The sequence below is a fragment of the Nocardioides sp. Z30_9 genome (assembly GCF_058215735.1).
This window is the reverse complement of the sequence record NZ_JBZAJF010000001.1, coordinates 437,669-450,848: the sequence shown is the minus strand read 5'-3', so window position 1 is coordinate 450,848 and position 13,180 is coordinate 437,669. Positions and strand designations below refer to the sequence as shown.

The following is a 13,180-nucleotide window of genomic DNA, read 5'->3' as shown; positions in this document are numbered from 1 at the left end:
GCGGTTTCAGAGCCGGCTGACGCCCTCCCAGCCGGTCCTGGGTGCGGCGATCCCGAAGTAGCGGCCCAGCGTGGGAGCGACGTCCATGGTGGTCGCCCTCGCCGAGCGGGCCACGCCGGTGCGCACGGCCGGTGAGCCGCCGCCGATGAGGAACGGGATCGGCTCGGTCGCCGGGTGGCCGTGGTTGCCCGGGATCGGGTTGCTCACCGGCAGCGGGTCGGTGAACCGCCAGCCCGCCTTGCAGTAGACGAGGAGGTCCCCGGCCTTGGAGTCGAGCCCGAGCGAGGGGGTCTGGTCGACGCGGTGAGCCTGGAAGACCCCTTCGGTGGCGAGGGCGAGCGATCTCATCGAGCCCAGGCCGGCGGTGCGGCCCGAGGCGGGCCCGGTCCAGTAGACGAGGTTCGCGCCCCCGTTCTGGGCGATCACGTAGTTGCCGGTGAGGCTCGGGTCGGCCTTGAACACGTGGGTGAGGCTGACCGCGTTGGCCGGCAGCGACCAGTCCATCGAGTGGTCCGCGAGCACGATGATCATCGAGGAGGCCCACCGTCCCGAGGACTTCAGCTTCGCCACGAACCGCGCGACCTGGAGGTTCGTCGAGGCCAGTGCGGCGGCCCTGGCCAGCTTGAGGGTGGTGCCGGTCAGGTCGGAGTGACCGACCCGGTCGACGTCGCCGAGGTTGACGAACATCATGTCCGGGTCGAGCTTCTCGACCATGGTCAGTGCCGCCTGCATCGTGGCCGCGTCCGGGGCGTGGTCGGTGATCGGCAGCAGCGGGAACGGCTCCCAGCGGTGCGTGGCCCGGGTGCCGAAGACGTTGTAGAGGTAGTCCTTGGACAGCACCGTCCCGGTCGTCCGCTTCGAGGCGTTCAGCTGCTCGATGATCGTGGGGACCCGGATGTCCTCGGGGCGGTCGCAGTCGCGCAGCTCGCCGAGGGTGCGGTCGTAGATGCTGTTGGCCGGCACCCCGTTACGGGCCGGGCGGCAGCCGGTCATCATCATCACGTGGTTGGGGATCGTCTCCATCACCGGCAGCGACCGGGCGGCGGGGTACCAGGTGCCGCCGTCGCGCAGGGCCGCGACCGCGGGCATCGCGTCGATCTCGGCCGGCCGGCACCCGTCGATCACCAGCACGTAGGCGCGCTTGCGTCCGGCCGAGGCACGCGCGGGTGCCGCCGCCGCGGTGGAGAACGTCGTCACCGCACCGGAGGTGCCGGCGACCTTCAACAGGGTACGGCGGTCGAGCCGCACGGGTCCGGTGCCCATCACGCCACCGGCCCCTTCACCGGGCGGACGGTCTGGGTCCCGGCGCTCGTTGCCCAGGACGCGCTCCACGTCGCGCCGGTCCCGCGCACGGCCCGGTCGCCGATCACGTACCAGTCCATCTGCGCGCGCTTCGCGGTGATGTCGAGGACCGAGTACCCGTGGTCGTCGAAGTTGAGGTACTTGATGTGTGGGTTGTTCACCTTGATGATCCCCTCGACCGCGATGCTGGTCGTGCGCCGCGGCGTGCCGGTGATGTCCTTGAGGTTGTTCGAGGTCACCGAGCTGGCCACGAACTCGACTCCGACGGAGTCGCGGGTGCCGGGGTAGGTCGCCTTCTCGGCAGGGAGGTCGGCCGCCCAGCCGGAGTGGATGTCCCCGGTGATGAAGAGAGCGTCGGTGACTCCGTGGTCGCGGAGGTGCTCGAAGACCTCGCGCCGGTCGTCGGTGTAGCCGTCCCACTGGTCGACGTTGTAGGCGACGCCGTCGGGGGGCAGCAGACCGATCGTGTCGTTGACCGGCTTCACCAGGTTGCGGGGCAGGCCGACGAACGTCACCGGCGCGATCATCACCGGGTTGCCGACGACCTTCCACTGCGCGACCTGACGGGTCAACGAGGCCTTGAGCCAGTCCAGCTGCGCCCGCCCGGTGATGCTCCGGTCGGGGTTCGCCTGCTCGGGGTCCAGCTGGTGCGCCACCTGGACGTCTCGGTAGGTGCGCAGGTCCAGCATGCTGATCTCGGCGAGGTCACCGAACTGCAGCCGCCGGTAGAGCTGGGTGCCGTCACCGGTGGTCGCGGTCCCGCTCATCCGGACCGGCATCCACTCGTCGTACGCGCGGTGGCTGGCCTCGCGGCGCGCGGACCAGGTGCCCTCGCCGTCGTCGGGGTTGTGGTTCCCGGCGCCGTCGCGGTAGGCGTCGTTGGTGGACTCGTGGTCGTCCCAGGTGTGGATGAAGGAGTACTTCGCGTGCAGCCGCTGCAGGTCGGCGTCGAGCTTGTACTGCGCGTGCCGCTGCCGGTAGTCGGCGAGCGAGACCGTCTCGTGCGCCGGCTCGTGCTTGCGGATGTCGACGTCCTGCTGGCCGTAGCCGTACTGGCCGGGACCGTACTCGTAGATGTAGTCACCGAGGTGCAGGATCGCGTGCAGGTCCTCGCGGTCCGCGAGGTGCCGGTACGCGCTGAACCAGCCCGCCTGGAGGTTGGCGCAGGAGACCACCCCGAACCGCAGGTTGGCGGGGGAGGAGGTGGGCGCAGGTGCGGTGCGCATCCGCCCGCTCCGGCTGAACCGGCGTCCGTAGCCGAACCGGTAGTAGTAGGTGCGTCCCGGTTGCAGGCCGGTGACGTCCACCTTGACCGTGTGGTCGCGGGCGGCTCCGGTGGTGACGCGGCCCGAGCTCACGACCCGGCTGAAGCTGGCGCTGGTGGAGACCTGCCAGGTGACGACGACGTCGGGACCGGCGCCGGATCCCGGTCGGCTCGCAGAAGTGGGCGTGACCCGGGTCCAGATCACCACGGCGCCGGGTGTGGGGTCTCCCGACGCGACGCCGTGAGGGAAGTAGGCGTTGGACATGCCACCTCAACGACGGCACGTCCCTCAGGTCATGGTCGCGCGATCGCGATCACCAGGACGGCTGCCAGGAGCCCGGATCTGGTCGCCGCCACGTTGTTGCCGATGCGCCGGGCGAACTCCGGGCCGAAGACCACCACCGGGGAGATGGGGCCGGTCGGCGGCGGGCCGGCCGTCGACGCCGTACGGTCCTCGACCTGCTCGATCGTGAAGCCCGCGGCCTCCAGGTGGGCGACGTACTGATCGGCCGTCTCGACGAACGACGACCGCTCGTCCTCGGCCCAGGGCATCGGGTAGGGGAGGTCCCCATCCTCCGAACGCATCTGCTCGAAGACCGCGAACCGGCTGCCGGGCTGGAGCACGTGGTGGACCTGGGCGAACAGCTCGGCCTTGTCGGGGACGTTCATCCCGACGTGGATCATCACGGCTGCGTCGAAGGTGGCCTCCTCGAACGGCGCCGACTCACCGGAGGTGGCGACGAACGAGGCCCGGTCGGAGAGCCCGACGCGTTCGGTGAGCGCAGTGGCTGCCTCCACGAAGTCCGGGGTCAGGTCGATGCCCGTGACCCGCGCACCTGCCATCGCCGCCATCCGGGAGGTGCCGCCGATCCCGCAACCGACGTCCAGCAGCCGCTGGCCGGGCCGCACCTCGAGCGTGCTCAGCACGTGCTCGGTCGCGGCTGCGCCCCCGGCGTGCAGCTGGTCCACGGGGAACAGGTCCGCCGGGCGGAGGTGGTCGGCGTCGACGCCGGCGGTGGCGAGTGCCGCGAGGACCGCCCCGCTCAGTCACCACCGCCGTAGTGGTTGCGCACCAGATCGCGGACGTCCATCGGACCCACCTCCTAGTGGAACGGCGACCCGGCTCAGGGCCGGTCGTCTTGTTGGGGAAGCTCCCTGGGGGACTGGTTCCCCTCCTTCTCGAGGCGCTTGCGCTCCTTCTTCTCCAGGTCGCGCTCGATCTCGGCGATGGTGTCCTCCCGGCTGGTGGACAGCTGCGCGTAGCGCATCCCGGTGCCGATCATCACGAACAGCGGCCACGGGAAGGGAGTGCCCCCGCCGTTGAACAGCACGGCGATCCACACCGCCCAGCAGATCAGCGTCGGGGTGAGGAACGAGAACAGCGCCTGCTGCCGCTGCTGGCGGTAGCGCCGCTCGGCCTCGGCCCGGCGCTCGCTGACCAGCTGCTTGGGGACCACCAGGGCGGGCACCAGGTCCTCGATCACGGCGGGGAGCTCGCCCAGCGTCCTCGCGTGCGCGACCGCGGTGCCGCGTTCGTCGAGCTCCGCCGGAGTCAGCCGCCCTTCGGCGTACGCCGAGGAGAGCACGTCGCTGATCAGGTCGCGGTCGTGGTCGCTGGCCCTCAGCGCCGCGTTCTCCGGTCGGCGCGGGTCGTGGGGGAACCGCTCCCAGATGCTCTCCGACATGAGCACCAGCCTAGGGCGTCGGCGGCGGTGGCAGCTCTCGGTTGCGGCGGCGGATCTCGCGTCGTTCCAGATGGTGCTCGGACCCGGACACGATGTCGCGGTGCGCGGCCAGCACCACGAACAACGGGATGGAGGTGCCCATCGTGGGGAAGATCGGCCACGGGAACGTTGTGCCGGCGTCGAAGAGATTCAGCGTCCCCCAAACCACCCAGCAGATCAGCGTGGGCACCAGGAACACCATCAGCGTCACCAGCCGCAGCACGCGGTAGCGACGCTCGGCCTGCTCATGGTGCGGGCTCACGCTGCCTGCGGCGCGGCGGCCGGCCAGGGGCCGCGACGAGGGCGCGGCGGCGGGTCCGCCCGGCAGCACGAGGTCCTCGAGGAGGGCCGGCAGCTCACCGAGGGTCTTGGCCTGGGCGACGGCACTGCTGCGCTCGTCGAGCTCCTCGGGAGCGAGCCGGCCCTCGGCGTACGCCGAGCCGAGGACCTCGTTGACGATGTCGCGGTCCCGGTCGGCGGCGCGCAGCCGTGCGTGCTGCTCCGCGCGCGGGTCCAGGGGGAACCGGTCCCACACGTTCGCTCCAGCCATGGCGAGATCCTAGGTGCTCGTGGACCCACCACACCCGGTGTCCCTAGTGCTCGCGACGCAGCAGGTGCGCGACCGCGTGCTCGACCCGCTCCAGCACGGTCGGCTTCTCCATCTGGTCCTGGGTGACGTTGCGACGCCAGTACCCGGTGATGTCGCTGTCGTCCTTGCCGAAGCCCCGCGACCTCGCCCAGGTGCGCACCGGCTTGAGGGAGATCGCCTCGCCGCCCGCCCACACGTAGGTGTGCTGCACGTCGTCGGGGATCTCGAGGTCGCGGACGAAGTCGCCCAGCAGCGTCGTCGTCCCCGGTGCGGCGCCGTCCCGGTGCAGCCAGGCGAGCCGGACGCCGGCGGGCACCCGCAGCGGCTGCTCCTCGGCGGCCGAGGCCACCTCGACCGCGACCACGCCACGCTGGTGCTCGGGCATCTCCTCCAGCCAGCGGCCGATCGCCGGGAGCGCGGTCTCGTCGCCGACGATCACCAGGTAGTCGAACTCCGGCGGGACCAAGCGCGACGGGCGCGGCCCGGCGAGCCAGATGGTGCTCCCGATCCCCGCCGTCTGCGCCCACGTCGACGCGACGCCGCCCTCGTGCAGGACGAAGTCCATGTCGACCTCGCCGGACGCCGCGTCGTACCGCCTGATCGTGTAGTCGCGGCAGGTGGGGAACGGGCGTGGCCAGGACAGGTGGTCGCCGTCGGGGACGGGGGCTCGGGTGAGCCCGGTGTCCGCGTCGGGGAAGACCAGCTTGCAGTGCTCGTCGGGCAGGTGGCTCTCGAAGCCGTCCATCTGCGAGCCACCCAGGGTGAGCCGCAGCATCCCGGGCGTGACCTGCTCGCGCCGCAGCACCTCGACCTGGCGGATCTTGATGTCCCAGGTGGCCAGGGTGGCCCGGGGACGTTCGCCCTGCGCCGCCATCAGCTCGCCGGCTGGTACTTCTGTGCGGCGGTGCGCAGGTTCTCGACCTGCTTGGCGGCGGCCTCGAAGGTGTAGATGGTCCCGGAGATCAGGGGGAAGACGTTGCCGGCCTTCACCGCGGGCAGCCGCTTGAAGGAGGCGGCCTCGAGGAGCTTGTCGGTCCCTTCGGTGGGGGAGCCGTCGAGGTTCGCGTCGTAGAAGATGATGTCCTGGTCGGCGAGGCTGGCGACGTTCTCCTGGGAGACCTCCGCGACGTAGCGCTCGGGGTCGGCGGTGTACGTCGGGTTGTAGCCGAAGCCCGCGGCGTCGATCCGCTGCCACGACAGGGACTTGCTGGTGTCGATCAGCAGGCTCCCCTCGAAGGCGCTCAGTGCCGTGGCCTGCGCGCCGGCGATCGCGTCGCCGTACTCGTCCTTGACTGCCTTGAGGCTCTTCTCCAGCTCGGCCTCGCGCTCCTCGAAGTCCGTGGTCTTTCCGACGAGGTCGGCGACCACGGGGTAGTTCTTCCACACGTCGGTCGGCTCGGCGATCTTCAGGATCACGGTGGGGGCGACCTCCTGGAGCTCGTCGTAGTCGATGCTGAGGCCCTTGTTGTCCATCCCGATGATCAGGTCGGGCTTGAGCGCGATCACCTTCTCCACGTCCACACCATCGGTGGTGCCCACGGTCGGCACGTCCGCGACGGGGCCGTAGGCCTCCATGCCGAGCTCCTCCTCGAGGAACTCGCCCTCCAGCGCGCCCACCGGCACGACGCCCAGCTCGGCGAGCTCGGACCCGGTCCGCCACAGGGCCACCACCCGCTTGGGCTTGGTGGGGACGTCGGTGATGTCGCCGTTGAAGGTGTCCTTGACCGTCCGCGTGCTCGACTCCTCGGCGGGGGTGTCCTCGGAGGCGTTCCCGTCGGATCCGCAGGCAGCCAGGAGCATCGCGGTGGCGACGCCGGCGGCCGCGAGGCCGACCCTGCGGGAGCGGCGGTGGGTGGACTTCATGGAGGTCTCCTCGGGGCAGTTCTGGCTCGAACGGGCGCTAAGGCTAGCCTCGCCTAATGTCCTCCAGCAGCCGGGTGCCTGTGTTGCGTCTGCAGCACTGGGCCGGGGTCCTGGCGGCGGGGGTCCTGCTCGCGATCCTGCTGAGCCTGGCGGTGGGCACCCGGACGATCCCGTTCAGCGAGGTGCTGGCCGCGTTGTTCACCGACGTGGACTCCGACAACGCCACCGTGATCACCTCCCAGCGCCTGCCCCGCACCGCCCTCGGAGTGCTGGCCGGACTCGCGCTCGGGATGGCCGGAGCGCTGATGCAGGGGCACACCCGCAACCCGCTGGCCGACCCCGGCCTGTTCGGCGTCAACGCGGGCGCCACGTTCGCGGTCGCGGTGATGGTCTTCGGCTTCGGAGTCCAGTCCGCCGGGGTGACGGTGCTGGCCGCGATGGCCGGCGCCGCGGCCGTGACCACGCTGGTGTTCCTGCTCGGCCTGCGCGCCATGCGGGGCGGAGCCCTGGTGATGCTCGCCGTGCTGGGTACGACGCTCGGGGCGCTCCTGGCCGCACTCACCTCCGCGCTGGTGCTGCTGGACCGCGAGACCCTCGACGTGCTGCGCTTCTGGGAGGTCGGCGCGCTCGCCAACCGGTCCTTCGAGCTGCTCCTCCCGGTCGCGGGCCTGGTGGCCGTGGGGTCTGCCCTGGCACTGGGCAACGCGTTCTCGCTCAACTCGCTGTCGCTGGGGGAGGACGTGGCCCAGTCGCTCGGCACCCGGGTCCGGGCCAGCCGGATCACCGGCATCGTGGCGATCACCCTGCTCGCGGGGCCGGCCACCGCGATGTGCGGGCCGATCGCCTTCCTGGGCCTGGTCGCCCCCCACGTCGCGCGTGCGCTCACCCGGCACGACCAGCGCTGGCTGGTGCCGTTCGCCGGACTGGTCGGGGTGATCGTGCTGCTGGTCGCGGACACGATCGGCCGGGTGAGCGCCCGCCCCGGTGAGCTCCAGGTCGGGATCGTGATGGCCGTCGTGGGCGCACCCGTGCTCCTGGCGCTCACCCGTCGTCGCAGGCTGCTGCCGCTGTGAGCGCGCTGCTGGAGAGCCGGGACCGCCGTCCCCGGAACCGGACTCGCCGCCGTGGGGTGGCCCTCGGGCCCGTCGGGCTCCGGGTGAAGCGGCGCGGGGTCGCCGCGACCGCGGCCCTGACCGTCCTCGTCGTCGCGCTGCTGGTGGTCTCCGTGTTCACCGGCACCCTCGACCTCCCGGTCGACCGGGTGTGGGCCGCGCTGCAGGGCGCCGGCTCCCGGATCGAGAACCTCGTCGTGGTGGAGCGCCGCCTTGCCCGGGCCCTGGGCGCGCTTCTGGTGGGCTTCGTGCTCGGGGCCTCCGGTGCCCTGACCCAGTCGATCACCCGCAACCCGATCGCGAGCCCGGACATCCTCGGCGTCACCGCCGGCGCGAGCCTGTTCGCGGTGCTGCTCGTCACCCGGCCGGAGGTGATCGAGGCGATCGGCGAGGGGAACGCAGGCCAGCTGCTGGCACCCGCCGCCCTCGTCGGTGGCCTGCTGACGACCGGAATCATCCTGGCGCTGTCGTGGCGTTCCGGGTTCGACGGACTCCGGCTGATCCTGGTGGGCCTCAGCGTCAACGCCATCTGCCTGGCCGGCGTGTCCTGGCTGCTCACCCGAGCCGAGCTGGTCGAGGCGCAGGTGGCGAGCAGGTGGCTCACCGGGTCGCTCGCCGGTGTCCGGATGAGCGACGTCGCGATGCTGCTCCCCGTGGTGGTCCTCGGGGTGGCGGCCTGCACCGCCCTGTCCTCGTCCCTGGCAGCCTTGCGGCTCGGCCGCGAGGTGGCGCCGAGCCTGGGCGTCCCTGCGGGACGGGTCGAGGCGATCAGCCTGCTGGTCGCCGTGGTGCTGGCGTCGGCGGCCACCGCGGTCGCCGGCCCGATCGGGTTCGTGGCCTTCGTCGCACCGCAGGCGGCGATGCGCCTCTTCGGCACAGCCGGGCCGACTCCGTTGGCAGGTGGCCTGTTCGGGGCGGCGCTGGTGCTCGCCGCCGACCTGGGGGCCCAGCGGCTGCCCGCGGAGCTGCCGGTGGGTATTCTCACGGCCGTCATCGGGGCGCCGTACCTGCTGTACCTGCTCACCCAGCATGTTCGGAGGGAAAGTGTCTGAGACCCGGGTCGCCCCGCTGGTCGCCGAGTCGATCGAGGTCGGGTACGGCGCACGGCCGGTCCTCCAGGACCTCACCCTGCACGTCCCGCCCGGACAGGTGACCACCGTGATCGGGCCGAACGGCTGCGGGAAGTCGACGCTGCTGCGGGTGCTCGGCCGGATCCTCCCGCCCGCGCACGGCCGGGTGCTGCTCAACGGCCGCCCGATGGCGTCGCTGCGCGCACGCGACGTCGCCCGCGAGCTGGCGCTGCTCCCGCAGTCGCCGGTCGCACCCGAGGGGATGACGGTGGGCGACCTCGCGGCCCGGGGGAGACAGCCGCACCAGCCCTGGTACCGCCAGTGGTCGGTCGCCGACGACCTGATCGCGGAGCGCGCGATGGCCGCCACCGGGATGCTCGAGCTCGCCGAATCGCCCCTCGACGAGCTCTCCGGGGGCCAGCGGCAACGCGCGTGGATCGCGATGACCCTGGCCCAGGAGACCGGCATCGTGCTGCTCGACGAGCCGACCACCCACCTCGACCTCGCCCACGCCGTCGAGGTGCTCGACCTCGTCGTACGCCTGCGCCGGGACACCGGCCGCACCATCGTCCTGGTGCTGCACGACCTGAGCCTGGCCGCCCGCTACAGCGACCACCTCGTGGTGATGGAGCAGGGCCGGATCGTCACGCAGGGCCCGCCCGCCGAGGTGATGAGCAGCGATCTCCTCCTCGACGTCTTCGGCCTGCGCGCCCACGTCTTCGCCGACCCCGTCGACGGGCTCCCGACCGTGGTCCCGGCCCACCATGGCTGAGGCGAGCACCATGACTGAGGCGTCACCGGCCACCGCGACGCGGCTGATGCTGCGGGCGCTGCGGCGTTCCCGCGGGCCCCTGTTCGGCTACCTGACACTCCTCAGCGTGTGGCAGCTGTGCGAGCTGATGGTCCCGGTGCTGATCGGGGTGACCATCGACCGTGCCGTGAGCACGGGGGACTCGCAGCAGCTCCTGCTCTGGATCGGCGTGCTGGTCGCGCTGTTCGCCGTGCTCAGCTACTCCTACCGCTGGGGCGCCGCGATCGGCTTCGGCGCCATGCAGCGGGAGACGCACCGGCTGCGGCTGGAGATCGCTGAGCGCGAGCTGGACCCGAGGGGTGTCCGCAGCGGGCTGCTCGCCGGCGAGACCCTCTCCCTGGCCACCTCGGACGTCGAGCAGGTCGGCTTCACGATCAGGTCCCTGGGCTACGCCCTGGCCTCGGTGCTCGCGCTCGTGGTCAGCGCGGTGGTGCTCCTCCGGATCGACCTCGTCCTCGGCCTGGTCGTGCTCCTCGGCGCCCCCGCAGTGCTGGTGCTGGTCCAGGTGGTCTCCCCGGCGATCGCCCGGCGCAGCGCGGCCCAGCAGGCGAGCATCGCGCACACTGCCGGCGTCGCCACCGACCTGGTCCGCGGGCTGCGCGGCCTCAAGGGCATCGGCGCCGAGGACGTGGCCAGCGAGCGCTACCGCGTGGAGAGCGACCGCGCCCGGGCCGCCGGCATCCGCACCGCCAACTCGTACGGCGCCATGGCCGGTCTCACCAACGGGCTCAGCGCCCTGTTCCTCGCCGCGGTCGCCCTGCTCGCCGGCCTCCGGGGGCTCGACGGCTCGATCAGCATCGGGGAGCTGATCTCGATCGTCGGCCTCGCCCAGTTCCTGGCCAGCCCGATCGCCCTGCTGGGCCACGTGAGCGCGGAGGTCGCCGGCGCGCACGCCTCGGCCGGACGCATCGTCGACTACCTCGGCTCGCCGCCGCTGGTGGCCACCGGGGAGCGCGCCGTCGAGCAGGTGCCGCCCGTGATCGAGCTCCGCGACGTGCGCACGGAGTCCCTGGCCGGACTCACCGTGCGGTCCCGGCCCGGCGAGCTGCTCGGGATCGCGGCCGAGGACCCCGCCGACGCCGCCGCCCTGATCGGCCTGCTCTCCGAGGGCCTCGAGCCCGCCGGGGCCGGGTCGGTCCGGCTCGGCGGAGTGCCGCTGCCCGAGCTCAGCGCCGAGGCCCGGCGCGGCGTGCTCGCGGTGGCGCCGCACCGAGTGGACCTCTTCGAGGGCACCGTGCACACCAACGTCGACCCGGACGGCACGCTTCCGGCGGACGAGCTCGACCGGCTGGTCGAGGCGTCCGCGGTCACCGATGTCCTGGACCTGCACCCCGACCGGCTGGAGCGACCCGTGACGCCGGACGGCGCGACGTACTCCGGGGGTCAGCGGCAGCGGATCGCCTACGCCCGGGCGCTGGCCAGCCGGGTGCCGATCCTGGTCCTGCACGACCCGACCACCGCCGTCGACGCGGTCACCGAGCACCGGATGGCGCGCGGCCTGCGCGAGGTCCGGCACCCGGCCGGCAGCGAGCTGACCACCTGGGTGCTCACCAGCAGCCCGGCGCTGCTGGCGCAGGCCGACCGGGTGCTGCTGGTCCGCGGCGGACAGGTCGTGGCCGAGGGCACGCACGCGGAGCTCTCCGCACGCGAGGAGTACCGGGAGCTGGTGCTGCGATGACCGCCCCGGACCGCGACCTGCTTCCCATCGCCGGCCGGCGGGAGACCTTCCGGCTCGCAGCCACCCTGATCGGCCGTCACCGCGGCGCCCTGGTCGCGTGCGTGCTGGCCTTCGTCGTGGGCGGGCTCGCCGGGCTGGTCCCGCCGTGGGTGCTGGGCCTGATCGTCGACGAGGTGCGCTCGGGCGGTGAGAGCGACTCCGTGCTGGTGATGGCCGCGGTGATCGCCGGCTCCGCCGTGCTCGTCGGTGTCTCCTCCGCGCTCTCGCTGAGCTTCCTGGCCCGCGCCGCCGAGCCGGCACTGGCGACCCTGCGCGAGCGGGTGCTCGACCGGGCACTGCACCTCGACGCGGAGCGGCTCGAGCGGGCCGGCGCCGGCGACCTGCTCTCCCGGGTCGGTGACGACGTGCGCGCGGTGGCCGACTCGATCAAGGAGGTCGTGCCGCTGATGGTCGAGTCCGCGGTCGCCGTCGGCTTCACCGCGGTCGGGCTGTTCGCGCTCGACTGGCGGCTGGGCCTGGCCGGCCTGGTCGCGGCGCCGTCGTACCTGCTGGGACTGCGGTGGTACCTGCCCCGCTCCGCCCCGCTCTACCGCGAGCAGCGCGCCGCGCAGGGGGAGCGCGCCCAGGTGCTGATCAGCGGCATCCAGGGAGCCACCACCCTGCGAGCGTTCGGACGCGAGCGGGAGCAGCTCGACCAGGTGCGCACCACCTCCTGGACGGCCGCAAGCATCGCGATCACCGTCTTCGGCCTGCTCACCCGGTTCGGCGCGCGCAACAACCGCTCGGAGCTGTTCGGGCTGGGCGCCGTGCTGGTGACCGGCTTCTACCTGGTCCGCGCGGACGCGGTGACGGTCGGCGCGGTGACTGCTGCCGCGCTGTACTTCCACCGGCTGTTCAACCCGATCGGCGCCCTGATGATGCTGTTCGACCAGCTGCAGTCGGCGGGTGCCTCGCTGAGCCGGCTCGCCGGCGTCGCGCTGATGGAGCGTCCCGGCGGCCCGGCCAGCCCCCGGACGGAGAGGCCGGGAGACCTGGTGGTCACCGCCGCCACGCACGAGTACGTCGACGGCGTACCGGTGCTGCACGAGGTCGACCTCGTCCTGCGAGCCGGCGAGCGGGTGGCCCTGGTCGGGGCGACCGGGGCCGGGAAGACCACGCTGGCCGCGGTGGTCGCGGGCATCCTGCGGCCGACGAGCGGTGGCGTCACCCTCGCCGGCAGGTCGTACGCCGAGCTGGACCCACGCTCGATCCGCGACGAGGTCGTGCTGGTCAGCCAGGACGTGCACGTGTTCTCCGGGACGGTGCGCGACGCTGTCACCCTGGCGCGGCACGACGCGACCGACGAGCAGGTGGTGGAGGCGCTGGAGACGGCACTCGCCTGGCAGTGGGTCCGGGCCCTGCCCGACGGGCTCGACACCGTGGTCGGTGACCACGGCCGCAGCATCACCGCCGCCCAGGCCCAGCAGCTCGCGCTGGCGCGGGTGGCGCTGCGCGACCCGCGGGTGGTGGTCCTCGACGAGGCCACCGCCGAGGCCGGCTCGGCCGGGGCCCGGGTGCTCGAGGAGGCCGCCCTGGCCGTGACCAAGGGCCGCAGCGCCCTGGTCGTGGCGCACCGCCTCACCCAGTCGCAGAGCGCCGACCGGGTCGTGGTGATGAGCGAGGGGCGGATCCTGGAGGAGGGGACGCACGACGAGCTGCTGGGACGCGACGGCCTCTACGCCGAGCTGTGGAAGGCCTGGAGCGGCAGCTGACCCGACCGACCGCCGG

12 protein-coding genes are annotated in these 13,180 nt (G+C 72.5%); 5 read left to right on the top strand and 7 right to left on the bottom strand.

The features are described from left to right. Positions 1-6: 6 nt before the first annotated feature. The 7 genes from AC4BGB_RS02270 to AC4BGB_RS02240 all read right to left on the bottom strand — a co-directional run bounded on the left by AC4BGB_RS02270 (position 7) and on the right by AC4BGB_RS02240 (position 6,742). Positions 7-1,263, bottom strand: a complete 1,257-nt coding sequence (locus AC4BGB_RS02270) for an alkaline phosphatase family protein (RefSeq protein WP_490544345.1) — start codon at positions 1,261-1,263, stop codon at positions 7-9. After that, positions 1,263-2,831: an alkaline phosphatase D family protein gene (locus tag AC4BGB_RS02265; RefSeq protein ID WP_490544344.1), complete on the bottom strand. Its 1,569-nt coding sequence runs from the start codon at positions 2,829-2,831 to the stop codon at positions 1,263-1,265. The genes AC4BGB_RS02270 and AC4BGB_RS02265 overlap by 1 nt, the downstream gene beginning before the upstream one ends. A 29-nt stretch (positions 2,832-2,860) precedes the next feature. Next, positions 2,861-3,535: a class I SAM-dependent methyltransferase gene (locus AC4BGB_RS02260; protein WP_490544343.1), complete on the bottom strand. Its 675-nt coding sequence runs from the start codon at positions 3,533-3,535 to the stop codon at positions 2,861-2,863. Between the two features lie 155 nt (positions 3,536-3,690). Next, on the bottom strand, positions 3,691-4,251 hold the full coding sequence (locus tag AC4BGB_RS02255) for a DUF1707 SHOCT-like domain-containing protein (protein WP_490544342.1): 561 nt from the start codon (positions 4,249-4,251) through the stop codon (positions 3,691-3,693). A 10-nt stretch (positions 4,252-4,261) separates the two neighbouring features. Next, positions 4,262-4,840, bottom strand: a complete 579-nt coding sequence (locus AC4BGB_RS02250) for a DUF1707 SHOCT-like domain-containing protein (RefSeq protein ID WP_490544341.1) — start codon at positions 4,838-4,840, stop codon at positions 4,262-4,264. A gap of 43 nt (positions 4,841-4,883) precedes the next feature. After that, a complete protein-coding gene (locus tag AC4BGB_RS02245) occupies positions 4,884-5,753 on the bottom strand; it encodes a siderophore-interacting protein (RefSeq protein ID WP_490544340.1) in 870 nt (289 codons plus the stop codon). Continuing rightward, positions 5,753-6,742, bottom strand: a complete 990-nt coding sequence (locus tag AC4BGB_RS02240) for an ABC transporter substrate-binding protein (RefSeq protein WP_490544339.1) — start codon at positions 6,740-6,742, stop codon at positions 5,753-5,755. Before AC4BGB_RS02240 ends, AC4BGB_RS02245 begins: the two co-directional genes overlap by 1 nt. 56 nt (positions 6,743-6,798) lie before the next feature. Here AC4BGB_RS02240 and AC4BGB_RS02235 point away from each other — a divergent pair, with 56 nt between their 5' ends. From AC4BGB_RS02235 to AC4BGB_RS02215, 5 genes are read left to right on the top strand one after another with little or no spacing between them, the layout of a single operon-like run. Then, positions 6,799-7,815: a FecCD family ABC transporter permease gene (locus AC4BGB_RS02235; RefSeq protein WP_490544338.1), complete on the top strand. Its 1,017-nt coding sequence runs from the start codon at positions 6,799-6,801 to the stop codon at positions 7,813-7,815. Continuing rightward, positions 7,812-8,906: a FecCD family ABC transporter permease gene (locus AC4BGB_RS02230; RefSeq protein ID WP_490544337.1), complete on the top strand. Its 1,095-nt coding sequence runs from the start codon at positions 7,812-7,814 to the stop codon at positions 8,904-8,906. Before AC4BGB_RS02235 ends, AC4BGB_RS02230 begins: the two co-directional genes overlap by 4 nt. Continuing rightward, positions 8,899-9,696, top strand: a complete 798-nt coding sequence (locus tag AC4BGB_RS02225) for an ABC transporter ATP-binding protein (protein ID WP_490544336.1) — start codon at positions 8,899-8,901, stop codon at positions 9,694-9,696. The genes AC4BGB_RS02230 and AC4BGB_RS02225 overlap by 8 nt, the downstream gene beginning before the upstream one ends. A gap of 10 nt (positions 9,697-9,706) precedes the next feature. Next, positions 9,707-11,413 (top strand): ABC transporter transmembrane domain-containing protein, encoded by a 1,707-nt coding sequence (locus AC4BGB_RS02220; protein ID WP_490544335.1) that lies wholly within the window; start codon positions 9,707-9,709, stop codon positions 11,411-11,413. After that, complete coding sequence (locus AC4BGB_RS02215) at positions 11,410-13,164, top strand: ABC transporter ATP-binding protein (RefSeq protein WP_490544334.1); 1,755 nt, start codon at positions 11,410-11,412, stop codon at positions 13,162-13,164. Before AC4BGB_RS02220 ends, AC4BGB_RS02215 begins: the two co-directional genes overlap by 4 nt. Positions 13,165-13,180 lie beyond the last annotated feature (16 nt).

Bases quoted from the DNA above. Each gene is read 5' to 3' on its own strand.
- AC4BGB_RS02245 (WP_490544340.1), bottom strand. From the start codon at position 5,753: ATGGCGGCGCAGGGCGAACGTCCCCGGGCCACCCTGGCCACCTGGGAC.
- AC4BGB_RS02250 (WP_490544341.1), bottom strand. From the start codon at position 4,840: ATGGCTGGAGCGAACGTGTGGGACCGGTTCCCCCTGGACCCGCGCGCG.
- AC4BGB_RS02220 (WP_490544335.1), top strand. From the start codon at position 9,707: ATGACTGAGGCGTCACCGGCCACCGCGACGCGGCTGATGCTGCGGGCG.
- AC4BGB_RS02235 (WP_490544338.1), top strand. From the start codon at position 6,799: ATGTCCTCCAGCAGCCGGGTGCCTGTGTTGCGTCTGCAGCACTGGGCC.
- AC4BGB_RS02270 (WP_490544345.1), bottom strand. From the start codon at position 1,263: ATGGGCACCGGACCCGTGCGGCTCGACCGCCGTACCCTGTTGAAGGTC.
- AC4BGB_RS02240 (WP_490544339.1), bottom strand. From the start codon at position 6,742: ATGAAGTCCACCCACCGCCGCTCCCGCAGGGTCGGCCTCGCGGCCGCC.
- AC4BGB_RS02255 (WP_490544342.1), bottom strand. From the start codon at position 4,251: ATGTCGGAGAGCATCTGGGAGCGGTTCCCCCACGACCCGCGCCGACCG.
- AC4BGB_RS02265 (WP_490544344.1), bottom strand. From the start codon at position 2,831: ATGTCCAACGCCTACTTCCCTCACGGCGTCGCGTCGGGAGACCCCACA.
- AC4BGB_RS02215 (WP_490544334.1), top strand. From the start codon at position 11,410: ATGACCGCCCCGGACCGCGACCTGCTTCCCATCGCCGGCCGGCGGGAG.